At 63.5% G+C, this 22841-nt stretch carries 26 protein-coding genes and 1 riboswitch; of the genes, 12 read left to right on the forward strand and 14 right to left on the reverse strand.

Annotated features, from left to right (window positions below):
- Nucleotides 1–25: 25 nt before the first annotated feature.
- Nucleotides 26–646, reverse strand: a complete 621-nt coding sequence (locus NKH33_RS05150) for a pyridoxamine 5'-phosphate oxidase family protein (RefSeq protein ID WP_352471424.1) — start codon at nt 644–646, stop codon at nt 26–28.
- A 132-nt stretch (nt 647–778) separates the two neighbouring features.
- On the opposite strand from NKH33_RS05150, the gene NKH33_RS05155 reads away from it, so the two are divergent.
- Together NKH33_RS05155 and NKH33_RS05160 are read left to right on the forward strand one after the other, a co-directional pair.
- A complete protein-coding gene (locus NKH33_RS05155) occupies nt 779–1687 on the forward strand; it encodes a LysR family transcriptional regulator (RefSeq protein ID WP_352918397.1) in 909 nt (302 codons plus the stop codon).
- A 106-nt stretch (nt 1688–1793) separates the two neighbouring features.
- On the forward strand, nt 1794–2594 hold the full coding sequence (locus tag NKH33_RS05160) for a lysophospholipid acyltransferase family protein (protein WP_352540198.1): 801 nt from the start codon (nt 1794–1796) through the stop codon (nt 2592–2594).
- A 27-nt stretch (nt 2595–2621) separates the two neighbouring features.
- Here NKH33_RS05160 and NKH33_RS05165 read toward each other — a convergent pair whose 3' ends face one another.
- Together NKH33_RS05165 and NKH33_RS05170 are read right to left on the reverse strand one after the other, a co-directional pair.
- Entirely contained in the window at nt 2622–3242 is a 621-nt protein-coding gene (locus NKH33_RS05165; protein WP_352918399.1) for a LysE family translocator, read from the reverse strand.
- 78 nt (nt 3243–3320) lie between these two features.
- A complete protein-coding gene (locus NKH33_RS05170) occupies nt 3321–4268 on the reverse strand; it encodes an aldo/keto reductase (RefSeq protein ID WP_352918401.1) in 948 nt (315 codons plus the stop codon).
- Between the two features lie 346 nt (nt 4269–4614).
- Here NKH33_RS05170 and NKH33_RS05175 point away from each other — a divergent pair, with 346 nt between their 5' ends.
- Complete coding sequence (locus NKH33_RS05175; protein ID WP_352820105.1) at nt 4615–5595, forward strand: quinone oxidoreductase family protein; 981 nt, start codon at nt 4615–4617, stop codon at nt 5593–5595.
- A gap of 44 nt (nt 5596–5639) precedes the next feature.
- Here NKH33_RS05175 and NKH33_RS05180 read toward each other — a convergent pair whose 3' ends face one another.
- Nucleotides 5640–6173 (reverse strand): gamma-glutamylcyclotransferase, encoded by a 534-nt coding sequence (locus NKH33_RS05180; protein ID WP_352616048.1) that lies wholly within the window; start codon nt 6171–6173, stop codon nt 5640–5642.
- A 114-nt stretch (nt 6174–6287) separates the two neighbouring features.
- On the opposite strand from NKH33_RS05180, the gene NKH33_RS05185 reads away from it, so the two are divergent.
- Nucleotides 6288–7289 (forward strand): DUF2125 domain-containing protein, encoded by a 1002-nt coding sequence (locus NKH33_RS05185; RefSeq protein WP_352683089.1) that lies wholly within the window; start codon nt 6288–6290, stop codon nt 7287–7289.
- A gap of 133 nt (nt 7290–7422) precedes the next feature.
- Here the strand turns inward: NKH33_RS05185 and NKH33_RS05190 are convergent, their stop codons facing one another.
- A complete protein-coding gene (locus NKH33_RS05190; protein ID WP_352471433.1) occupies nt 7423–8358 on the reverse strand; it encodes a prephenate/arogenate dehydrogenase family protein in 936 nt (311 codons plus the stop codon).
- Between the two features lie 6 nt (nt 8359–8364).
- Nucleotides 8365–9474 carry a histidinol-phosphate transaminase gene (gene hisC / locus NKH33_RS05195; RefSeq protein ID WP_352918403.1) on the reverse strand — a complete coding sequence of 370 codons (1110 nt, stop codon included), beginning with the start codon at nt 9472–9474 and terminating at the stop codon, nt 8365–8367.
- A gap of 138 nt (nt 9475–9612) precedes the next feature.
- A riboswitch (SAM riboswitch) is annotated at nt 9613–9690 on the forward strand.
- A gap of 76 nt (nt 9691–9766) precedes the next feature.
- Between hisC and metX the strand changes: the two genes are divergently transcribed.
- Both metX and metW read left to right on the forward strand, forming a co-directional pair.
- Nucleotides 9767–10936, forward strand: coding sequence for a homoserine O-acetyltransferase MetX (gene metX / locus NKH33_RS05200; protein WP_292661143.1), 1170 nt, complete (start codon nt 9767–9769; stop codon nt 10934–10936).
- Between the two features lie 58 nt (nt 10937–10994).
- Complete coding sequence (gene metW, locus NKH33_RS05205) at nt 10995–11609, forward strand: methionine biosynthesis protein MetW (RefSeq protein ID WP_352471435.1); 615 nt, start codon at nt 10995–10997, stop codon at nt 11607–11609.
- A 51-nt stretch (nt 11610–11660) separates the two neighbouring features.
- Here the strand turns inward: metW and NKH33_RS05210 are convergent, their stop codons facing one another.
- Complete coding sequence (locus NKH33_RS05210) at nt 11661–11882, reverse strand: hypothetical protein (RefSeq protein WP_352616055.1); 222 nt, start codon at nt 11880–11882, stop codon at nt 11661–11663.
- Here NKH33_RS05210 and NKH33_RS05215 point away from each other — a divergent pair.
- A complete protein-coding gene (locus NKH33_RS05215; protein ID WP_352483502.1) occupies nt 11881–12087 on the forward strand; it encodes a hypothetical protein in 207 nt (68 codons plus the stop codon). The genes NKH33_RS05210 and NKH33_RS05215 overlap by 2 nt on opposite strands.
- 85 nt (nt 12088–12172) lie before the next feature.
- Here the strand turns inward: NKH33_RS05215 and NKH33_RS05220 are convergent, their stop codons facing one another.
- Nucleotides 12173–12493, reverse strand: coding sequence for a DUF1330 domain-containing protein (locus NKH33_RS05220; RefSeq protein ID WP_352918405.1), 321 nt, complete (start codon nt 12491–12493; stop codon nt 12173–12175).
- A 235-nt stretch (nt 12494–12728) separates the two neighbouring features.
- Here NKH33_RS05220 and NKH33_RS05225 point away from each other — a divergent pair, with 235 nt between their 5' ends.
- Complete coding sequence (locus NKH33_RS05225; RefSeq protein ID WP_352683094.1) at nt 12729–13475, forward strand: SDR family NAD(P)-dependent oxidoreductase; 747 nt, start codon at nt 12729–12731, stop codon at nt 13473–13475.
- A 42-nt stretch (nt 13476–13517) separates the two neighbouring features.
- Nucleotides 13518–14543: an RNA polymerase subunit sigma-70 gene (locus NKH33_RS05230; RefSeq protein WP_352918407.1), complete on the forward strand. Its 1026-nt coding sequence runs from the start codon at nt 13518–13520 to the stop codon at nt 14541–14543.
- A gap of 18 nt (nt 14544–14561) precedes the next feature.
- Here the strand turns inward: NKH33_RS05230 and NKH33_RS05235 are convergent, their stop codons facing one another.
- The 3 genes from NKH33_RS05235 to NKH33_RS05245 form a co-directional block, all read right to left on the reverse strand.
- On the reverse strand, nt 14562–15368 hold the full coding sequence (locus NKH33_RS05235; RefSeq protein WP_352683098.1) for a DUF1194 domain-containing protein: 807 nt from the start codon (nt 15366–15368) through the stop codon (nt 14562–14564).
- A 76-nt stretch (nt 15369–15444) separates the two neighbouring features.
- Nucleotides 15445–17277: an ABC transporter ATP-binding protein/permease gene (locus NKH33_RS05240; protein WP_352683100.1), complete on the reverse strand. Its 1833-nt coding sequence runs from the start codon at nt 17275–17277 to the stop codon at nt 15445–15447.
- A 128-nt stretch (nt 17278–17405) separates the two neighbouring features.
- Nucleotides 17406–18176: a class I SAM-dependent methyltransferase gene (locus tag NKH33_RS05245; RefSeq protein ID WP_352451212.1), complete on the reverse strand. Its 771-nt coding sequence runs from the start codon at nt 18174–18176 to the stop codon at nt 17406–17408.
- Between the two features lie 98 nt (nt 18177–18274).
- On the opposite strand from NKH33_RS05245, the gene gloB reads away from it, so the two are divergent.
- Nucleotides 18275–19042 (forward strand): hydroxyacylglutathione hydrolase, encoded by a 768-nt coding sequence (gene gloB / locus NKH33_RS05250; RefSeq protein WP_352918409.1) that lies wholly within the window; start codon nt 18275–18277, stop codon nt 19040–19042.
- 21 nt (nt 19043–19063) lie between these two features.
- The gene (locus NKH33_RS05255) at nt 19064–19492 is read left to right on the forward strand and encodes a cupin domain-containing protein (RefSeq protein ID WP_352616071.1); all 429 of its coding nucleotides are present in this window, start codon (nt 19064–19066) and stop codon (nt 19490–19492) included.
- A gap of 4 nt (nt 19493–19496) precedes the next feature.
- Here the strand turns inward: NKH33_RS05255 and NKH33_RS05260 are convergent, their stop codons facing one another.
- The 3 genes from NKH33_RS05260 to NKH33_RS05270 are packed head-to-tail and all read right to left on the reverse strand — an operon-like array spanning nt 19497 to nt 21886.
- Nucleotides 19497–20168, reverse strand: a complete 672-nt coding sequence (locus tag NKH33_RS05260; protein WP_352683102.1) for a lysoplasmalogenase family protein — start codon at nt 20166–20168, stop codon at nt 19497–19499.
- On the reverse strand, nt 20165–21052 hold the full coding sequence (gene yddG / locus NKH33_RS05265) for an aromatic amino acid exporter YddG (protein WP_352683104.1): 888 nt from the start codon (nt 21050–21052) through the stop codon (nt 20165–20167). Before yddG ends, NKH33_RS05260 begins: the two co-directional genes overlap by 4 nt.
- A 42-nt stretch (nt 21053–21094) precedes the next feature.
- On the reverse strand, nt 21095–21886 hold the full coding sequence (locus NKH33_RS05270) for a DUF3108 domain-containing protein (protein ID WP_352616079.1): 792 nt from the start codon (nt 21884–21886) through the stop codon (nt 21095–21097).
- Nucleotides 21887–22498: 612 nt separating this feature from the next.
- Here NKH33_RS05270 and rpmB point away from each other — a divergent pair.
- Nucleotides 22499–22795: a 50S ribosomal protein L28 gene (gene rpmB / locus NKH33_RS05275; protein WP_006328411.1), complete on the forward strand. Its 297-nt coding sequence runs from the start codon at nt 22499–22501 to the stop codon at nt 22793–22795.
- The last annotated feature ends 46 nt before the right edge of the window (nt 22796–22841 follow it).

Genomic DNA, 22841 nt, shown 5'->3' on the forward strand with positions numbered 1-22841 from the left:
CACCGGCACTTTTATTCCCTGGCTCTTATTCCCTGGCTGCTGCATCCGATCGCAAGCGTGCGATCTCCTGTTCGAGCCGTTCGATGCGCTTGTCGCGTTCGCCCAGCGCCGCCGCCACGTCGGCCGCTTCGAAACGCTGCGGGATGTGCTGCGAGCAATTTGAATCCCAAGCCGAAACCGTAAACAGGATGACCTGCTCGGGTCGCGCCTTATAGTCTTGCGGCATCAGCTTTGCCGTCAGCTCGGCATCGCCCTCGACGACTTGCGCTTTGCCCCAGATCTTGATGCGCTGCCGGTGCGCATAATCGATCAGGAATAGGAAAGCCTGTGGGTTGTCGCTGAGGTTGCCCTGGGTGATGAACTGCCTGTTGCCGGAAAAATCGGCAAAGCCGATCGTCCGTTCGTCGAGCACCGTGAGGAAACCGGCAGGCCCGCCGCGATGCTGGATGTAAGGCTGCCCGTCCGCATTGGCGGTCGACAGAAAGACGCTGGTCTGCGCCTCGATGAAGGCGGCGAGATCGGGCGTAATTGCCGCCTGCCAGCCGCCACGCTCCTCGACACGGGCATAGGCCTGGCGCGAGCCCTTGCGCGCCTGAATCGCCTTCACCGTCGGGGTGAAAGCAACATCGCTGGTGTGAGCGTTCATGGAAGCCTCCTCAAGCGCCGAGCTGCGCTGCATTGCTAGTCAGGAAAATACGTCCTTCCATCTTCGAGATGCAGATGCCATATCTGCAATCCATCCTTCCGTTTTCCGGAAGGGCAAATTTTCGGGAGAGCTATGGATCGCCTCCAGTCCATGTCGCTTTTCGTTGCCGCGGCGGAGACAGGCAGCCTCTCGGCTGCCGGGCGCCGCTTCGGCATTCCGCTGACGACGGTCAGCCGCAAGGTTTCGGACCTGGAAAAGCACCTGAAGACACGGCTGTTGAACCGCTCGGCGCGGCAGCTGTCGCTGACCGATGCAGGCCACGCCTATCTCGCCGCCTGTCGTCGCATTCTCGATGAGGTCGGCGAGGCCGAGCGAATAGCCGCCGGCGAATACAGCGCCCCGACCGGCGAACTGATCGTCACTGCGCCGATCGTCTTCGGCCGCCTGCATGTGCTGCCGGTCGTCACCGGCTTCCTCTCCGTCTATCCTGAGGTAGGTGTGCGGCTGACACTCGCCGACCGGATAACCCAGTTGGTCGAAGAGCACATCGACCTCGCCATCCGCATCGGCGAGCTTGCCGATTCGAACCTGATCGCCACCCGCCTGGGTTCAATCCGCCGCGTCGTTTGCGCGAGCCCGGCCTATCTCGCCGAGCACGGCACACCGAAAACGCCGCAGGAGCTTGCAGCACACAGTGCCATCACCTTCGAAGGGCTCACCGCCGCAGCCTGGAGCTTCGCCACCGGCAAGACCGAATTCAGCGTGCCGATCCGCTCCCGGCTGCGGGTCAACACCGCTGAGGCGGCAATCGATGCGGCGATTGCCGGCGTCGGCGTGACGAGGCTGCTTTCCTATCAGATCGCCGCCGCAGTCCGGTCGGGTACGCTGCGCCCGGTGCTGCAAGAGTTTGAGCCAGACCCATGGCCGGTGAGCCTCGTCCATGCCGGCCAGGGGCTACTGCCGGTGAAGCTGCGCGCATTCCTCGACTTCGCCGCCCCGCGCCTGAGACAGCGCCTGCTGCAGGCCGCGTGGGAAACGTGACGAAGACGGCCCTCGCAAGGCCGGGCCGATCGCCCGCCTCGCAGCGTTTCCTTTTTGCGGGCGCTTGGTGTAACCAACGCACACCTCCTCACCGGGCACTTGCTGTATGCTGTATTTCCGCTCGCTGGCGTTCAATCTCGCCTTCTACCTCAATTTGATCGTCCAGATGATCCTCTGGACCCCGTATTATTTCCTGTCGCCACGCCATCGCGCCTGGTTCGTGCCGAAATTCTGGTCGCGCACCAGCATGTGGCTCTACGACAAGATCGCCGGCACCAGAAGTGAGATCACCGGCCGGGAAAACCTGCCTGGCGGCTCCTTTATCCTGGCGCCGAAGCACCAGTCCTTCTGGGACACGATCGCTTTCCTGCCTTATCTCGACGATCCCGTTTACATATTGAAACGGGAGCTGACCTGGATCCCGTTCTTCGGCTGGTACATTTTGAAGATGCGGATGATTCCGGTCGACCGCGGCAGCCGCTCGAAGGCATTGAAGACGGTGATCGCCGCGACCAAACAGGAATTGGCGCGCAATCCGCGCCAGCTGATCATCTACCCCGAGGGCACCCGCCGGGCGCCGGGCGACGAACCGGTCTACAAATACGGCATCGTCGAACTTTATGCCCAGCTTGGCATTCCGGTGGTGCCGGTCGCCCACGTTGCCGGTCTCTATTGGCCGCGCCGCAAATTCCTGCGCTATCCCGGCACGATCAAGGCGCGCTTCCTGCCACCGATCCCGCCCGGCCTCGGCAAGGACGAATTCATGCAACGGCTGATCGGCGAGACGGAAGCCGCCTGCGACCAGCTTCTCGTCGAGGCGGCACAGACGCCGAACCCGCCGCCGATGCCGCCGACGGCAATGAAACGGCTTGGTGAGCTCGATGCGAAACCTGAATTGAAAGGCTGAGACACCTGCCGCGCATGCCGGAAAGGCTCACGGCAAGGCAGCCAGGGCGGCTGTTGCAACCAGCGTCACGGCAAACACCAGATTGATGATCCGCGACGCCAGCGGTTTGCGCAGCAAATGTGCAAAAGCCGCGCCGGCGAGAAGCCACAAGAGATGAATGGCAGCAATCATCAAGGCGAGGACCGCCAGCTTGGCTGAAATAGCAAGACCGCCGGCGCCAGGAGACGCGCCGGCGAACACGGCGGCAATCGCCACATAGGCTTTCGGATTGGCAACGGCCAGAAGGAACCCGCCCAGGAAAGTGGGAGGTGCCGCCCCACCAATGCGTGCCGCCAGCGGCGGCGCCGTCGCTATCTTGAACGCCAGATAGAGGATGTAGGCTGCTGACGCGACCGCCAACAGCACTGCGAGCTTCGGCAGCGCGGTGAGAACGGCCATGATGCCCGTCGCCACCACCAAAAGCATGAGAACCGTCCCGACAACGATTCCCGAGGCATAGCGCAGCGAACCGCGCAGGCCGAACGCGGCGCCGATCGCGGTGACGCTTATCGTCGCCGGCCCCGGGCTGCCCATGACGATGGCCGACGCCAACACAAGCGCCAGCAATCGCTGCCATAGCTGCTGATCGAGAAGACCCTGTCCGGCCATGCGGCGTCCCTGCATCCTGTGACGAGGCAGGGACGGTAGGGCAAGGCAGCGGCGCCGGTCTTGAATGATCGTGCGCGGCTACGCGCTGGCCTTGTCGAGCTCGGCGATATCGTCCGGGCTGAGCTGCAACGACGCGGCACGCATCAGGCTGTCGAGCTGGTCGAGCGTCGTCGCGCTGGCGATCGGGGCGGTGACGCCGGGCCGCGCCATGACCCAGGCAAGCGCCACTTCCGCCGGCTTGGCCGAATGTCTGGCCGACACCGCGTCGAGCGCTGAGAGAATGCGCATGCCGCGGGTGTTGAGATAGCCTTTCACACCGCCACCGCGCGGGCTTTTGCCGAGGTCGGCCTCGCTCCGGTACTTGCCGCTCAGAAACCCCTTCGCGAGGCTGAAATAGGTGATGACGCCGATGTCCTCGGCCGCGCACAGATCGCGCAGCGGACCATCGAAGGACGAGCGGTCGTAAAGGTTGTATTCCGGCTGCAGCACCTCGTAGCGCGGCAGGCCGCGCAGGCTTGCTACGTCAAGTGCGGCCCGCAACTGGGCGGCGTCGAGGTTGGAAGCGCCGGCATAACGGATTTTGCCCTTGTCGAGCAGTTTCTGGTAAGCGCCGAGCGTTTCCTCATAAGGGGTCGCCGGGTCGGGCCAGTGCGACAGATAGAGATCGACGCTATCGACCTGCAGCCTCTTCAGCGAAGCATCGATGGCCTTTTCGATATAGGCGGCGGACAGGTCCCTCTTGCCCTGTCCCATATCCGAACCGACCTTGGTGATGACGACAACCTTGTCGCGGTTACCACGGCTCTTCATCCATCGGCCGATGATGGTTTCGGATTCGCCGCCTTGGTGGCCGGCAATCCAGCGCGAATAGGAATCGGCCGTGTCGATGGCGTTGAAACCGGCGTCGACAAAGCGGTCGAGCAAGTCGAACGAGGTTTTCTCATCGGCGGTCCAGCCGAACACATTGCCGCCCAGAACCAATGGCGCGATGGATAGGTCGGTGCGACCGAGACGACGTTTCTGCAAGGCTGATCTCCATGGTGATTCATGCTGGGGCGGATGGGAGCCGCCGATCGGGCTAACCTATGTCGCGCCGTGGCGACGTCAAACGCATAGCCTCTTTTCCAGCCCGCCGGCGCTTCACAAAGCCGCGACCCGCCGCGCCGTGTCCGGCCCCAAGGCGCTGGTCCCGGGCATCCAAACCAGCAGCCTCTGAAGAAACGATCTGGCAAGTTTGGCACATAGATTGTCAAATCTGCCAATTCAGACCTTTGCCGGCCGGCCATAGGTTCCGCCGCGCCGACGCAAGTCTCGGCACGGTCTGGCCGGGGCTCAGACTGTTGGCCTCGGATCGTTTGTTATGGAGACCGGCATGAAAGCAATTGTATTTGACGCCATCGGTTCGCCGCGCGACGTGCTCTACATGGATGACCTGCCGATGCCACGGATCAGCGACGGCGAGGTGCTGGTCAGGATGGTCTCGGCCTCGATCAATCCGGGCGACTTCCTGTTTATCCAGAACCTCTATCCCGAACCGAAGAAGCCGCATTTTCCCCGGCAGATCGCCGGAAACCATGGCGCCGGCATCGTCGAAGCCGTTGGCGCGAACGTCGGGTTGGAACCGGGGATGCTTGTCGCGTTCAGCTATTATGGCAGCTGGGCCGAGTACGCCGCCATTCCCGCCGAATGGCTGATCCCGTTGCCTGCCGGCTATCCTGTCGAACGCGCCGGGCAGATGGTGAACCCCATTACCGCGTGGGATCTGCTGGTGGATTCCCGTGTGCGGCCTGGCCAGTGGCTGGCTGTCACGGCCGGCTATTCGTCGATTTCGACAATGGTGATGCAGTTCGCCCAACGACGCGGCATCAACGTCATCGCGCTTGTGCGGCGCTCGCACCAAAGCTTCGATCTGAAGACGCTTGGCGCCGCCGCCATTCTTGACCTTTCGGACTTGAAGGCAAGTATCCGGGAAGCGGTGATGGATATCACCGGCGGCGCCGGATTGAATGGGATTATCGACAATGTCGGCGGACCTGTCAGCGGCGAATTGATCCGCACCCTGGCGCTCGGCGGGCAGATGGTGATCAATGGCGGAATGAGTGCCGAGCGCTTCGAACTGCACAATTTCGACGTGTTGCTGAGCGGCGTCGAAATCAGGGCGAATATCTATCGCTACTTCTTTTCGCCGCCTGCCGAAGCCGACCGGCCTGTCCTATGCGAGATTATCGACACCTTCGGCCAGCCCGGCTTCCACGTTCCTGTCGGCGGTCTCCACCCGCTGACCGAGTTCAAGCTTGCCGTGGCAAACAGTCTGGATCGCGCCGATCTTGGAAAACAGATTTTCAGGATGTAGCCCGCGTCACGACACCGAAAACATCATGGTAACGACAAAAGGCGCTACGTCGCGATCCGTCTCGTCACGTCTTCCAGCCAGTGGTCGCTTATACCCAGTGCTTCGAGGTGCTCCAGCGTGCTGAGCACGTAATCCTCATTCCTCCCCGATTGGCCGACGGCGCCGCGAACGACGGCCGCCGCCTCGGCCGGGTCGAGCGCACCGGCATATTGCTCATGGCTGCGGTCCACGACATAGGCGACGGCGTCGACCGTCTTGCCCCCATCCGTTTCACCCTTGTCGAGGCGAACGCTGAGCACACGTTCGAGATAGACGTTGGTGACCAGCTCGCGTTCGCGCAGATAGGTAATGACCTCGTTGCGCAGCTCGCCTGGAACCCGGAACGCCAGCCCGATGCAGGAGCCGCCGCGGTCGAGGCCGAGCACCAGGCCCGGCCGTTCGCGCGTGCCGCGATGCACGAAAGAATAGACGCAGAGCGAACGGCGGTAGCCATGCAGGCGGGCGCGCCGCGTCTCGACATGTGCGAATCCCGGTCGCCAGATCAGTGAGCCGTAGCCAAAAACCCAAAAATCGCCCATATCGCCAAGCCTGATTGTGACGACCACCTCACCGGTGGTGTTTCAGTCCGTCTACCTGTTGGTGCCGCAAGCGACAGCCCGCCCGTGCCACCCCGCGTTAACGAAAGCCGCAGCATGACGTCAAGTGACGAGCGCCCGCCGCCCAGCCAACGTCGCCGCCTGTTGTGGCTTGCCGCTTTCATCCTCGTGCTGTTCGGCATCTACAGCGCGGGCTGGTTCTACCTGGCGGACCTGGTCGAGAGCGCCACCAAAAAGGCGGTCGCCGATCTCGACGACAAAGGCATCAAGGCCGACTGCGCCAATCTCGCGGTCAGCGGCTATCCCTTCAGCTTCACCGTTTCCTGCGACAGCCTGGCTTACGAGGACGACAGCCGCAACGTCGCGGCATCGACAGGCAAGATCAACGCCGCCACGCAGATCACCCGCCTTCTGTCGCCTGCCGCCGAGCTCAGGGGGCCGCTCAGGACCTCTGTTCCCGGCATGACCCCGCTCTGGATCGACTGGGATGATCTGCGGGCCGACATGAAGCTGTCCTGGCCGCTGCCGAGACGCCTCTCGCTGCAGGCAGAAGGCCTGTCCGGCCAGACCGATCCGGCAGACGACACCGATCCCGTCTCGCTGTTCAGCGCCGGAACCGCCACCGGACAATTGCGCCCAAACGGCCCGGACATCGACTCTGCCGGCAATTTCACCGATCTTGAAATCGACGCAGCGGCCATCGGCGGGCGCGTCTTGCCGCCGCTCGACGGCAGCGGCGACGTCACGCTGAAAAACGGCGTGACACTGATCAAGGCAAATCCGAAGAGCCTGCGCGGCCAGGCGGCCGAAATCCACGAGCTCGATCTGTCGTCCGGAACTGCGCGCATCACCGTTTCCGGACCGCTGTCGGTCGATGACGACGGTCTCATAAATGCCGACCTGACGATCAGGCTCAATGATCCAAAGGCCGTGGCGGCAATCCTCGCCACCGCCATCCCCGAGCAGAAGAAAGAGATCCAGACCGGCTTTGCCGGACTGGCGCTCCTCGGCAACCAGCCGTCGATGCCGCTCAAGATCGTCAGGGGCAAGGCCTCGCTCGGCTTCATCCCGCTCGGCAAGATCAAGCCGCTCGACTAGAGCAATTCCAGGAAAAGTGTGAAACGGTTTTCCGTCCGGAATTGCGCAAAACAAAGAGATAGAGCCGTTCGGCGTTTCTGTGAAACGATGAACCGCTCTAAGCCAGGCTGGCCTGCGATCGGCCTGCCGCGGCTTATCCCTTCGGCGGGTGTTCGACTGCCTGGCGGCCGAAATCCGGTACGTCGATATCCTGGCCGGCCTCGATGATCGAGCGGCGGACGGCGCGGGTGCGGGTGAACAGGTCGAACAGTTTTTCGCCGTCGCCCCAGCGGATCGCCCGCTGCAGCGAGGACAGATCCTCGGAAAACCGCGCCAGCATTTCGAGAATGGCGTCCTTGTTGTGCAGGCAGACGTCGCGCCACATGGTCGGGTCGGACGCCGCGAGACGGGTGAAGTCGCGAAAGCCGGAAGCCGAGTATTTGATGACCTCGGACTTGGTCACCGACTCCAGATCGTCGGCGGTACCGACGATGTTGTAAGCGATAATATGCGGCAGGTGCGAAACGATGGCCAGCGTCATGTCGTGATGCTGCGGGTCCATCGTGTCGATGTTGGAGCCGCAGCGGCGCCAGAATTCCGAGAGCTTTTCCAGTGCTGCGGGATCGGTGCCGGGCAGCGGCGTGAAAATGCACCAGCGGTTCTCGAACAGTTCGGCAAAACCGGCGTCCGGTCCCGATTTTTCGGTGCCGGCCAAAGGATGGCCGGGGATGAAGTGCACGCCATCAGGCACGTGCGGCTGCATCTGCGCGATCACCGACGCCTTGGTCGAGCCGACATCGGTGAGGATGGCGCCCTTCTTCAGCGCCGGCGCGATCTCCGCGGCGACCGTACCGGAAGAACCGACCGGCACCGAAACGATAACCAGATCAGCATCGCGAACCGCCTCTTTCGCATCCGTCGTATAGGTGTCGCCAAGGCCGAGTTGGCTCGCCCGTGCCAGCGTCGCTTCGCTGCGCGTCGAAATCGCGATTTGGCCGGCGAGCCCCTCGCGGCGGATGACGCGGGCCAGCGACGAGCCGATCAGGCCGATGCCGACCAGCGCGATTTTTTCGAACATCGGTGATGTCATGGTGTTCTAGCTTTTCAGGAATGTCGCGAGTGCTGCGACAACGCCGCGATTGGCCTCTTCGGTGCCGATGCTCATGCGCAGCGCGTTGGGAAAACCGTACCCGGAAACGCGCCGCAATATGTAGCCGCGCGCACTGAGGTAGTCGTCGGCGGCCGCCGCCGAATGCTTTTTGTCCTCGGGAAAGTGGATGAGGATGAAATTGCCGACGCTCGGTGTCACCCGCAGCCCGAGCCCGCTTAATTGCTCGCTCAGCCAGGCCAGCCAGGTCTCGTTGTGCGCGACGCTGCGTTCGATGTGGGCACGGTCGCGGATCGCCGCGATGCCGGCCTCGATTGCCGTCGCATTGACGTTGAAGGGTCCCCGCACGCGGTTGATCGCGTCGATGACGTGCATTGGCGCATACATCCAGCCGATCCGCGCCCCGCCCAGGCCCAATTTGGAGAAAGTGCGGGTCATGACCACGTTTTCCGCGCTGCCCACCAACTCGACGCCGGCTTCATAATCGTTGCGCCGGACATATTCGGCGTAAGCTGCATCCAGCACCAGAAGCACGTTTCGCGGCAGGCCGGCATGCAGGCGGCGCACCTCCTGGAACGGCAAGTAGGTGCCGGTTGGATTGTTTGGATTGGCAAGGAAGATGATCCGGGTAGCCGGCGTCACCGCGGCGAGGATCGCATCGATATCGGCGCGTTCATCGGTCTCCTTGACCGTCACCGGGACGGCACCGGCCGACTGTATGTAGATCTTGTAGACCATGAAGCCGTGTTCGGTGATGATGGCTTCGTCGCCGGGCGCGAGGTAGGTCTGCGCCAGCAGGCCCAGAATCTCGTCGGAGCCGTTGGAGCAGACGATGTTCGCCGGGTTGAGCCCGTGCACCTCGGCGATCGCTTCCCTCAGGCGCATGGCGCTGCCGTCGGGATAGACCGCGAGCTTGTCGGCGACCGCGCGCGCGGCCTCTATCGCCTTTGGCGAAGGGCCGAGCGGGTTCTCGTTCGCCGACAATTTATGGACCTTGGCGACACCTTCAGGCGCCGCGCTCTTGCCGGGCACATAGGCTTCGATGTCCATGATGCCGGCGCGGGGCTTTGGACGTGTCTGATCCGGTGTCTGACTCATTTCATGAAATCCGTCGAGAGTGCCTCCATCCGGAAGCCGCAGCGGAAATACAAGCCGTGGCCCGGAATGTCGAGGGCCGGCAATTCGGGATCAAGAACTTGCCGTTGACGAAGCCATGCGCGAGTCATAGAAGAACGGCTACAGTTCCGTGGTGATTTGGCCGGTCGGCTTGCAGCCACGTTAAACAACTTGCTAAAGGGCCGTTTGCATCTTGTAACCGGCTTTGCGAAGGCATGGCCGGTTTTTTGTTGCCCAGACCGGTGGACAACTGAAGGCCGGGCAAGGAGATGTGATGGTCGCTTTGCGCGCGCGAAAAACCAACAACGAGGCCGACCAGCCGTCGAGCCCGGTGTTGCGTTTCGGCGCCGACAAGCCGCTCAAGCTCGACGCCGGCACGCTGCTGTCGCCGTTCCAGATTGCCTACCAGACCTATGGCACGCTCAACGACGCGCGCTCCAACGCCATCCTCGTCTGCCATGCGCTGACCGGCGACCAGCATGTCGCCAACACCAATCCGGTGACCGGCAAGCCGGGCTGGTGGGAAGTGCTGATCGGTCCCGGCAAGATCATCGATACCGACCGTTTCTTCGTCATCTCGTCAAACGTCATCGGCGGCTGTCTCGGCTCCACCGGCCCCGCCTCGACCAATCCCGCCACCGCCAAGCCCTACGGGCTCGACCTGCCGATCATCACCATCCGCGACATGGTGCGGGCGCAGCTGATGCTGGTCGAGCATTTCGGCATCGAACAGCTGTTCAGCGTGCTTGGCGGCTCGATGGGCGGCATGCAGGTGCTGCAATGGGCCTCCAGCTATCCGGAGCGCGTCTTCTCGGCGCTGCCGATCGCCACCGGTGCCCGCCATTCCTCGCAGAACATCGCTTTCCACGAGGTCGGCAGGCAGGCAGTGATGGCCGACCCGGACTGGCATGGCGGCAAATATTTCGAGCATGGCAAGCGGCCGGAAAAGGGGCTGGCGGTGGCGCGCATGGCCGCCCACATCACCTATCTGTCGGAAGCAGCGCTGCACCGCAAGTTCGGCCGCAACCTGCAGGACCGCGAAGCGCTTACCTTCGGCTTCGATGCCGACTTCCAGATCGAGAGCTATCTGCGCCATCAGGGCATGACCTTCGTCGATCGCTTCGATGCCAACTCCTATCTCTACATGACGCGGGCGATGGATTATTTCGATCTCGCCGCCGACCATGGCGGCCGGCTGGCCGATGCCTTCGCCGGCACCAAGACGCGCTTCTGCCTGGTTTCGTTCACCAGCGATTGGCTGTTCCCGACCGAGGAGAGCCGCTCGGTCGTGCACGCGCTGAACGCAGCCGGCGCCTCGGTATCGTTCGTCGAGATCGAGACCGACCGCGGCCACGACGCCTTCCTGCTCGACGAACCGGAACTGTTCGCCGCCATCAAGGGCTTCATCGCCTCGGCCGCGCGGGCGAGAGGGCTCGGCGCATGACCCCGAAAAGTTGCGGACCGTTCGGATCAGGATCATGCGCCAGGCAGGAGCCGAAGGCATGAGCGTCAACCGCGCCCAGCGCGTCGACCTCGAAGTCGTCGCCGATCTCATCCCGCCGCAGTCGCGGGTGCTGGACGTCGGTTCCGGCGACGGCCTGCTGCTCGAATTGCTGCAGGAGACCAAGAAGGTCGATGGCCGCGGGCTGGAACTGTCGCAGCGCGGCGTCAACGAATGCGTGGCGCGCGGCCTGTCGGTTATTCAAGGCGATGCCGACAAGGATCTCCAATTCTATCCCGACAAGGGTTTCGACTTCGTCGTTCTGTCGCAGACCTTGCAGGCGACCCGCAATCCGAAGCTGGTGCTCGACGAACTGCTCCGGATCGGCAACCGCGCCATCGTCTCATTCCCGAATTTCGGCCACTGGCGGGTGCGCCTTTCGCTGCTCTTCAACGGCCGCATGCCGGTGACCAAGGACCTGCCCTATTCCTGGTACGACACGCCCAACATCCATTTCTGCACCATTCGCGACTTCGTCAATCTGTGCGACGAGCTTGGCGCGACGGTGGAAAAGGCAACCGCGCTCGACGCCAACGGCCAGCGGATCGGCTTCTCCATGCCTTGGTGGTTCTGGAACTTTTTCGGCCAGCAAGCGGTATTCCTGCTGAAACGATAGGTTTGACAGGCAGAAGCAACGAACCTCAGACCTGCGCAAGAAACCATATTTTCAATTTTCAATCCAATGAAGTTGCCCGGCATTCTTTGTTGCTTTAACAGGTCTCAAACGGGTTGGTTTGGGGGAAGCAATGAAGACGTTAGTATTAGCAACAGCTTTGATGTCGGCCACTTTGATTTCCGGATGCACGACGTCGAAGACCGATTTCCAGAATGGACAAGTCGCGTTGAGCGGCAGCCCGGCGCTGAAACGGCAGGCGATCCAGCGGTGCATGACCAAATTCAAGATGCGGTTCGGCAAGGTTGAAAGGGCAAACCTCGCCGCGCTCATGAACGTCCCGGATGCCGGATTGGAACACACGTTCTGCACGCGATTGATGAACGGCTTCGCGAACGGCAGGATCAACTACTCGGATTACCTGGCTGCATTGTCGCATGGCGACATGTCCAACGCGATCAAGGTGCTGCAGGGGCGGTGAAGCTGCCGATGCAGACGCGATCCAAATTCGGTGCCGCCAGATAGATGGCGGCACCATAGACGCCGGTTGTACCCGATCATTCCCTCTATTCAAGCACGTCCGTGGCCTTGTGCGGGTGCTGGATGCCATCAACGAAGACCACGTCGGACCGGGAATTGCTGGTACGCAGCGGCAATATCTCCTGATAGGCGGGCGAGTCGTACCATGCACGTGCCTGCTGCCGGTTGGGAAACTCGATGACTATGAGATAGCCCGGCCAGGTGTTTTCAACGACTTCCACCTCGCCTCCGTGCACCACGAAGCGGCCGCCAAACGGTTCCAGCGTGGCATCGATCTTGTGCAGGTACTCGGCGATCTGCGGTCCCGGCGTGACCTGGCGCATATGGGCGACGGCGTAGGCGGTCATGGCGTAACTCCTTGTGGTCGAAGGCCGGACAACCGGCTTGATGGGAGCAGTTTGCCGAGACGTCGCGCACAGGTCGATTACCCCCGAGGTAATGACACTGAATACAAAACCGACGCGCCGCTGCCGTCAGCGGAAAGATATTTCCGCCTGGCACCGATGATTTCCACCCACCTGCGCTGTCCTTATCGATGAGCGCGCCTGGATGGTCCGGCGGCCGGGAATAGAGAGGTGATCCATGGGATCGTTGCAAAATCAGAATGTCGTCGTCGTCGGAGGCAGCCGTGGTGTCGGCCGCTCCATCGCGGAGGCCGCCCTCAAGGAGAAAGCGACGGTGCTGGCCGTCGCCCGCGGAAAACAGGCCCTGGCGCAATTTGCCTGGGAGGTCTCGGGCGTGAAGACGCTTGCGGCCGATGCTACGATGGACTCCGCCCCGGATAAGGTCTTCGCCGCGCTTGAGCCGGACGTACTGGTGATCTGCGCAGGTGCGCTGGCGCCTTCTGCGCCGGTGCATGAACAGAACTGGAAGGCGTTCTCGGCAAATTGGGACACGGACGTCAAGGCGTCGTTCCTGTTTTGCCGGGCCGCTCTGCGGCGTCCGCTCAAGCCGGGGACCCGGATCGTTCTGATCTCCAGCGGCGCGGCCTTGACCGGCGGACCACCGAACGCCGGCGGCTATGCTGGCGCAAAACGCATGCAGATGTTCCTGGCCGGTCATAGCCAGAAGGAGGCCGACCGGCTTGGCCTCGGCCTGCGCTTCATGGCGCTCGCGCCGATGCGCATCATGCCGGAAACCGGCGTGGGCAAAGCCGGCGTCGACAGCATAGCGGCCTATATGGGCATCCAGCCGGCGGACTTCATCGCCGCCATGACCGACATGCAAACGCCGGCCGATGTCGGACGGGCGGTGGTCGCACTCGCCACCGGCCAGCCGCAAGGCAGTTCCTTCATGGTGAGCGGTAGCGGGCTTGCCCCGGCCGCCTGAGGGGCGCGTAATGCAACGCTCGCTCGTAACCGCAGAAGCCACATGACAAACGGTCAACCACCTCTGCAACCATCACGCCAGCCGATCCTCGATCGGCTGGCCTTCGAGAAGGTCACGGCCGCGCATCGCCGCGAGCTCAAGCTGCATTGTTATCGCATGATGGGTTCGCTGCACGAGGCCGACGACCTCGTCCAGGACACGTTGCTTCGCGCCTGGCGCGCAAGATCGGAGTTCGACGGGCGAGGTTCGGTTCGCGGTTGGCTCTACATGATCGCGACCAACGCTTGCCTCAACGCCATCAAGGCGAGGTCGAGGGCGCGTCGCATTCTCCGGGAACCCGGACGGCAGCCCTCGCACGGGGCGGCCATAGGCGGGCCTGTAGCCGACATCGCCTGGCTGGAGCCCTACCCCGACGCCGAGCTTCCAGACGTTGCCGGCAGCGAGCCAGGTCCGGAAGCCCGTTACGAGAGCCGCGAGGCCGTCCAGCTCGCCTTCGTCGCGGCGATCCAGGATCTGCCGCCCAGGCAGCGCGCCGCGCTGCTGCTTGCCGACGTCCTCGGATGGTCGGCTGTCGAGACGGCGCGTTTGCTGGGCGGATCGACGGCTTCGATCAACAGCGCGTTGCAACGGGCCCGCGCAACGCTGGCGGCGCGCTATCCTCAGGGACGGCCGGCCAGCCGATCACGGCCCAGCCCCGAAGAAGGCCTGCTGCTCGAACGCTACATGCAGGCCTGGCAGGCCGCCAATCTCGACAGCTTGATCGAGCTGCTGCGTGAGGACGCCATCTACACCATGCCGCCTTGGCGTGAATGGTATCAAGGCCGCGAAGCGATCCGCGGTTTCTTCGAGACCGTCTGGCCGAGGTTTGGCGGCTTCCGCACGCTGGCCACCCGCGCCAATGCCCAGCCGGCGGTCGGGGTTTATTCCCGCAGCCACGATGGCCCTGAATGGCGGGCCCATTCCCTGCATGTGTTCGACGCAGCCGAGGGCGGGATCGCTTCCTTGACGATCTTCATAGGGCCGCTCGGGCCATCTCTGTTCCCGGCCTTCGGCCTGCCACCAGCCTAGCTTACCCCTGGGCCAGCCTTATCGGTCAAGTTCCGGGAAATAGGGGTCCGAGAAAAACCTTCGGTCGCGCTCACCTTGCAGGCAGTCGATCGGTGCGTCGATGCGGATCGTCCTCGGATCCACCTTGGGATACTCGATGCCGCTGACCTCGAGGATCAGTTTGCGGCGAGTGGCGGTGGCGAATTCGGAAGCAGCATAGATCGGCAGCACGAACGAGCCCGGCCCGCCGGTAACGCATTCGGCATAATACCGGTCGAGATGGCTGAAAGTGGGTGACGGGCTGATCAGGATCGGCAGCCCGTTGATGACGATGCCCTTCGCCAGCGCCGCATCGCGTGCCGTTGTGACCGGCAAGCCGGTGTTGTTTGGGCCGTCCCCCGAGACGTCGATGACGCGGCGTTTGCCGGTGAAGGCCGTGCCGTTGAAAAGCTCGGCGCCGAAAGCCACAGCACCGGAAATCGAGGTGCCGCGAAAGCTCCTGAACGGGCGGGCCGCGATCTTGTCGGCGAAAGCGTTGGCGCTCTCCTTGCTGTCGACGATCTGCCAGGCAATGACCGCATCGTCGCGGATGGTGCCGGCCCATTCGAAATAGGCGATGGCGATGCGGCCGAAGGTGCCGGCGCGCACGGCGTTGATGAAGTCGGGGTGGCGCAGCGCCGCGACATAGCCGGCGCGCTGCAGGGCAAACTCCCTTTCATCCATCGACTGCGAGATGTCGACGGCCAGCACCAGCTCGACATCGACGGCAATTGCATTGGCCGGCGCGGCCGCAGGTGCCGCCGGGGTGCAGGCAAGGCAGGCGAGCAGGGCGAGAGCGTCAAGCATGGCCGATCGGAACGTTCCCATCTGAAACGATCGCGACAGTTTTTCGCCGCGATCGCGGCGAAATAAAGCTTGCCTTCTATTTCTTTCGGCCGGTCGAGGCGATCGCCGGGGGCGGTTCGATGGCACCTGCCCTGATACGGGCCGGCTTGAGTGGCGGTTGGCCGGCATCCTTGACGATGGTCAACGCCCGCCGGAAGAAGCGGCCATTGTGCTGGCCGCGGCCGATATTGAGGATCGCGGCGTCGGGAAGGCGCTTCTCCAGCATCGACAGCACTTGTCTCAGCGTTGGGCCGTCGAACGCGTCCAGCGCCTCGTCGATGATCACCCATTTCGGCCGTCGCAAGGCCAGCCTGGCAAAGGCCAGCAGACGTTGCTCGTCGTCGCTGAGCTCACGCTCCCAGCGCGCCGAGCGATCGAGCGAGGACGACAGGCGTTGCAGCCCGACATCGGCCAGCACCTCCGAGATCTCGGCATCGCTCGCCTCCGCCGCGCCGTCTGAATGGTTGAGCACCTCGCGCAGCTTGCCGAGCGGGAAATAGGGGGTACGCGGAACAAAGATCGGCGCTTCTCCGGCCGGCATGCCGATCCGTCCGCTGCCCCATGGCCACAGACCGGCAATGGCCCGGAAGAACAGCGTCTTGCCGGCGCCCGGATCTCCGGTGATCATGACCCGGTCGCCGGCGCGGATTTCGACATGCGGCTCGGCAAGCTTGGTGCATCCCTCCGGCGAGGCGACCTCGAGTTTCTCGAAGGTCAGGCTGCCGTCCGGGTTTTCGCCGAACGAAATGCGCCTTTCCGTATGGTGCAGCGCGTCGGTATCGGCAAGCGCGATGCGGAAGTCGGCGACCCGCATCAGCGTAGCGCGCCAATCGGCGATGCCGCCGATATTGTTGATGAACCAGCGCAGCGACGAATGGACCTGGTTGAAAGCGCCGACTGCCATCATCAAGCCGCCAAAGCTGATATCGCCGGCGAAATAGACCGGTGAGGCGACTAGGATCGGCGCGACGACAGTGATCCAGCCATAGGTGTCGGTAACCCAGGAAAGATTGATCTGGGCGCTGTAGATGCGCCGCATGGCGCCCAGCACCATGCCGAGATCGAATTCGAGCCGGCGCCTGGCATCGGCCTCGCCATGCGCCAGCGCGATGGCATCGACATTCTCGTTGACGCGAACCACCGAGGAGCGCAGCTCCGCTTCACGCGTATAGCGATCGTTGTTGAAGCGGATCAACGGTCGCCCGACCAGCCAGCTCAACCAGGAGGCGGTGCCGGCATAAAGGATCGCCGCCCAGACCATGTAGCCGGGTATGGCCAGCGAATGGCCGCCTATGTGGAAGACGAAGCCGGAGGACAGCGACCACAGGACCCCAACGAACGAGGCAAGCAGGATGCAGGACTGCAGTAGGCCGATGCCAAGACCGGTGGAAAGATCGGAGAGATGCCCGGCATCCTGCTGCAGGCGCTGGTCGGGATTGACGCCGATGGCGCCGGCATGGGTCAGCCGGAAGGCACGCGCCGGCCGCATCCATTCGTCGATCAGGTCGAGCGTCAGCGCCTCGCGCAGCTTCAGGCGGAGCATCTGGTCGAGCCAGGTCTGGCCGACATTGAGCACCACAAGCCCGCCGGCGATGCCGGCAAAGACCAGAAGCTGATGCAGGAAAGCCGGCATGTCGCGCCGCGCCAGCGCGTCGTAGAAAGGCTGGTTCCAGCGATTGAGCAGAACCTGCCCGATCGAGCTCGCCACGATGACGGCGACGATGCCGATCGCTGCCCAAAGCAATTGTTTTCGCACCGGCGAGCTGGTCAGCGCTATCTTGATTGTTGCCAGCTGCTCACGCAGGCTGCTGGCTTCGATCGACGTGGCAAGCTTCTGGGCGCTGGCCTCGACATCCGGACGATCATCCATCGGTTAAATCCTTGCATTCGGAGCAATGCCAAACCGGTCATAGGGATCGGCCGCACGGCCTTCAATCGGACAGCAAACCTGATATCGTCAGATAGGCGTGAAAAAGCACGTCTCGGATCACGAACGCGTCATCCTGGCGGTGCCGGGTGTTCGGCCCGCGACAGCCGGCCAAGCGTCGGCGCGCCATGCGGCGAGAGAACCGGCACGAAGACGCGGCGGGACGCGCGCTGGGCAACCGGCACGCCTTGATAGAGCCGCTTCTGCGCCTCGACGACGATAACGCCCGAAAAGATCGGCCAGAAGCGCCGGCCGGCGCGTTCCAGCACATTATGGAACTGCATCATGAAACGTCGCGGCGACGGCGGGAAGAACAGCGCATCGGACCACGCCGCCGGCGTGAAATTCGCTTCGCGCAGCAATTCGGTCAGCTGGCCGCGCGAGAACGGTCGGCCATTGCCGAAAGGCGTATGCTCGAAGCGTGCCCAGACACCGCGCCGGTTGGGCACGACGATGACGACACGGCCGGCCGGCGACAGCACCCGCCAGATCTCGTTCAGCGTCTCGCGCGGGTTCTCGACATGTTCGAGCGAATGGACGAGCAGCATGCGGTCGATGCAGGAATCGACCAGCGGCAGTTCCTCATCGAAGACCAGCGCGGTCGCCGTCGGCCCGGTCGCCGGCCAGACCACCGCGCCCTGTGTTGCCGGCATGAAGGCAAAGACACGCTCGGCATCGCTGCCGAAGCGTTCCAGCCACGGCAAGGTGTAGCCGAGGCCGACCAGCCGCTCGTTGGGCACGACGGCCCATATCGAGGACAGCGCCATGGTGATCGAGCGTTCGGCCAGGCGGCCGAGCGTGGTTGAATAAAACGAACGGAGATCGACAATGTCTGAATGCATGCGCGGAACGGTAGCTTCGAAGCAGTCCAAGTTCAACAAAGGCAGATGACATCGGCTGGCGGGCGCCCTATGTCTGCGGCAATAAAGGGAGAGATGCGATGCCGGTCGAGATCGAACAATTCATGTGCCGCAGCGACAATTTCGGCGTGCTGGTGCATGACCCGAAAAGCGGTCAGACGGCGCTCATCGATGCGCCCGAGGAGGCGCCCATCCTGGCGGCGATCAAGCGCACCGGCTGGACCCCGACGATGATCCTGACCACTCACCACCATCTCGACCACGTCGAGGCCAATCTGGCGCTGAAGGAGCGCTTCAAGCTGCGCATTGTCGGGCCGGAAGCCGAAAAGGCAAAGATTCCCCGCATCGACGAAACTGTCGAGCAAGGCTCGGTCGTCCATCTCGGCGACGAGCGGATCGAGGTCATCGCCACACCCGGCCATACCGCCGGCCATGTCACCTATCATCTGCCGGCGTCGAAAGTGGCATTCGCCGCCGACACGCTGTTTGCGCTCGGCTGTGGGCGGCTGCTCGAATGCAAGCCGCCGGTGATGTACGAATCCCTGAAGAAGCTCGCGGCGCTGCCGGCCGAGACGGTCGTCTATTGCGGCCATGAGTATACGCTGGCCAATGCCCGTTTCGCGCTCACCGTCGACCCGACCAATTCGGCGCTGAAAGAGCGTGCCGCCAAGGTCGAGGCGCTGCGCGCCGACGGCAAGCCGACGCTGCCGACGACGATCGGCGAGGAACTGTCGACCAATCCGTTCCTGCGCTGGCACGATCCGGCGATCCGCAGGCATCTCGGCCTGGAGAAGGCCTCCGACGCCGAAGTGTTCGCCGAGATCCGCAAGCGCAAGGACAATTTCTGAGCGGCGCCAGGAGCTAGGGTCATGACCAGTTCCGCCGAAATCATCGCCCTGCTCGGCCTGAAGCCGCATCCGGAAGGCGGCTGGTATGCCGAGACCTTTCGCGACGGCACGGCAGGCACGCGCGGGCATTCGACGGCGATCTATTTCCTCCTCGAGAAGGACCAATTGTCGGCCTGGCACCGGGTCAAGGACGCGGCCGAGGTCTGGCATTTCTATGACGGTGCGCCGCTGGCGCTGTCGATACACCGAGAAGGCGGTCCCGTCATCGAGGAGGTCCTCGGTACGGCGCTTGCCGCGGGCGAGCGGCCGCAGATCGTCGTGCCGGCAGGCTGGTGGCAGTCGGCACGCAGCCTCGGCGAATGGACCCTGGTCGGCTGCACCGTGGCGCCGGGTTTCGATTTCTCCGCCTTCGAACTCGCCGAACCAGGCTGGCTGCCGGGAACGCCCTAGGCACCTAGCCCAGCAGCAAACCCAGCGTGATCGCCAGCTGGCCGGCATAATACAGCGCCCAGACCCCATGGCGCACCCAAATGCGGTGCGCCGAGATGGCGGGCAGCAGGAACTTTTCCGCGGCGTGCAGCCCGTCGGACAGCATGAGCAGGATGACGCCGCCGACGACCCAGACGCTGTTCAGGGTGAGCGCCGCAATGCCCATGCCAAGCAGCGCCGCGGCATGGATGCCAATCGGCAAACGCAAGGCCGGGCCGGTGCGGCGCCAGAGCGCGAAAATCATCGCCAGCGCCAACACGGCCATCGCCAGGGCAATAATTCCTCGCCACGGTTCGGCCGAGAGCAGCCCGAGGCCGCTGCCGGCGCGCAGGAACAGCACGACGTAAAGCACATGCGCGGCAAGAAAACTGGCCGTGCCGCCAAGAAATGCCTTCTCGCCGTCGCGCGACAGGAAGGCGTCGCCGACGGCACTGACGCCCAGCGCGGCGACGAGCAGCCATGGGCCGCCCTGCTGCGCGACCAGCACCGCCAGCATCGCCACCGGCAATGTCCTTGCCGCCGACCGCGAAAGGCGCGGCGGCATGCCGAGGCTGAACGCGTAAATCACCGCCGCCGCCAGCGAAAATACCAGCGTCGCATTGGCATTGGCATCGATGCCGCCGGGAAACGGCATCATGCGTTTGCCTCGCTCGTGGCCCTCTTGCGCAGGAACAGCGATTTCGCCGCCAGTGCCGCGCCGCCGGTGATCAGCACGCAGGCGGCGAGGATGCGCCATGACGGCTCGGCGAAGCCGGCGGCGATCAGCACCAGGGTGGACAGCAGCGGCGCGGCATAGCTCGCCGCCCCCAGCACCTGGATGTTGCCGCGCTTGACGCCGATGTCCCAGGCATAGAACGCCGCCCCCACCGGCATTAGACCGAGGCCGAGCACGGCCAGCCACTGGCCGGCGCCGTTGGGCAGCACCGTTTCTTCCAGCAACAGATGGCAGACCAGCGAAAGTGCCGCGGTGGCGGCGCAGAACCAGGTGACGATGCTGGTCGGCACCGACGGGAAGCGCCGCGACAACAGCGAATAGGACGACCACAGCACCGCGCAGACGCCGGCCATTGCATAGCCGAAGGCATAACGCGCATCGAAGGCAAGCCCGCCGCCCTTGGTGACGATCAGGACCGTGCCGGCAAGGCCGAGCAGCGCGCCGGCGACGTGGTTCCAGGCCAGCCGCTCGCCCGGCATCAGCGCCGACCCCAGCACGATCAGCAGCGGCCACAGATAGGCGATCAGGCTGGCCTCGACGGCCGGCGCATTGCGCAGCGCGGTGAAATAGAAGAAGTGGTAGCCGAACAGGCCGGCAATGCCGATCGCCCAAACCTGGCGCGGTATCTTCGCGGCGCCATCAGCTGCCGGCATGAACAGCCGGGCAACCAGCCCGACACAGGTGCCGATCGTGAAGGTGATTGCCGAAAGCAGGAACGGCGGCACGGCGCCCGAAGCATCCGTAAGCAGCGCCAGCAGCGCCCACATGGCGACCGCGGAGAAGCCGATCAGTGTTGCGCGCGCCATACCGGTCGCCCCCTGCCCATCGTTGGCGGCGCACCGTCACGCCTATTCGTTTGCTTCGAACCGCTCCGCACTGATCGTCAACGGGCCGATTTGCGTGCTGACCGTGGCGCGGATCGGCGCATATACGCCGCTTTGGCCGACCGGTGCAAACGTCACCATGATGCGGCTGCGTTTCTTCAGGTAGTTCAGCGCCTTGCGGTTCTTGCGGTAACCGGCCACCGGCTCGAAGCCCAGCCTGCAGGTGACCGTATCGCCCTTGTAGCCGGCCACCGAGATCGACCCTTTGGACTCGTAGGTCAGTTTCAGATCGGCACGCATTTCGCCGTCATAGAGCTTCACCGTGCGCCCGCAGACCTGGTCGAGGCTGTCGGCATGGATGACGGTGGCGGCCATCGGATCGAGGACCGATACGAGATGGCTGCCGACCAGCGGTATCCAATTCTCGGGATTGCGCTTCTTCGGCTCAGGCACGACCTTGGTCGAGGTGACGACGCCGTTGGCAAACTGGATGTCGATCATCGATGCCTTCTTGCCGGACGTGTAGTCGGCGTGGAACGCTTGCGGCTGCAACTGCTTGCCCGAAATCTTGCCCTTCGACGAGATCGTGCCTCGCGTATCGTCGAACAAAGTGGCGAGCCCGGCGGCGGAAACGCTGCCCTCGATCGAATAGCTGTCACCCTCGTACTGGCTGGAGAATTTCGCCTTGGCCACGGAGAGGCCGAGGAACGACACCGAATATTCGCCCGTGAAGGATTGCGGCTCAGCGGCCGAAACCGTCGTCGAAAGCGCGACGGCCATCAGCACGACCAGGGCATGGAGGAAAGAACGAGGCATGGCGGGTCCTTGATTGTCGACCGGACGGGGCGGCTCCGGTCTGGCATGTCCCTGTGCGACCGCTTATAGGCTGAATTCCGGCCTTAATGTGAAAGGCGCCGTCGGCAGGCAACGTTGGGGCTGGTCGACAGCCAAAATAAAAAACCCGCCTCGGCGGGCGGGTCGTTGGAGCCAATTAGCACCATACCGAAATTAGTAGCATAGCTGCCGGCACAAAGCAAGAACAAAATGTGGCCACCTGGAAAATCGCTACAGGTTTGCGCAGCCCCTCATCGCCCTGCCGGGCACTTCTCCCCGTATAGGGACGGGGAGAAGGTCGCCTTGCAAAGGGTTTCGCCAATTTGCGAAGTTGCAGAAGCGCCGAGCCTGCGGCCAAGCCCCTTCTCCCCGTCACTATACGGGGAGAAGGTGCCGGCAGGCGGATGAGGGGCAGCGCCGGCATCGGTCATCTTTTGATTGATTCCCTTGGCACTAACCAACCCCAAGCTTGACGCCTCGGCGAAATGCAACTATGGAACGCCAACTTTTTCCATAAGGCCGCCTGACCGAAACCGCGCGCCACCCGGCGCGGGTCGAATGTTTGGCCAGGACCGAGAACCGAAGGTTAGAACCATGTCCCGCACCTGCGAACTCACTGCCAAGGCAGTCATGTCCGGCAACAATGTGAGCCACGCCAACAACAAGACCAAGCGTCGCTTCCTGCCCAATCTCGTCAATGTGACGCTGATCTCGGAAGCGCTGAACCAGAACGTGCGCCTGCGCATTTCGGCCAACGCGCTGCGTTCGGTCGAGCATCGCGGCGGCCTCGACGCCTTCCTGGCCAAGGCCGATGCCAAGGAATTGTCGCAGCGCGCCCGCCTGTTGAAGAAGCAGATCGCCAAGAAGCTCGCCGAGCAGCCGGCCGCCTGAGTTTTTCGGCGGCAGCCGCCTTCCAGGGCGTGGTCCGAACTCCGGA

The organism is Mesorhizobium sp. M1182, assembly GCF_040318335.1.
GTDB lineage: Bacteria > Pseudomonadota > Alphaproteobacteria > Rhizobiales > Rhizobiaceae > Mesorhizobium.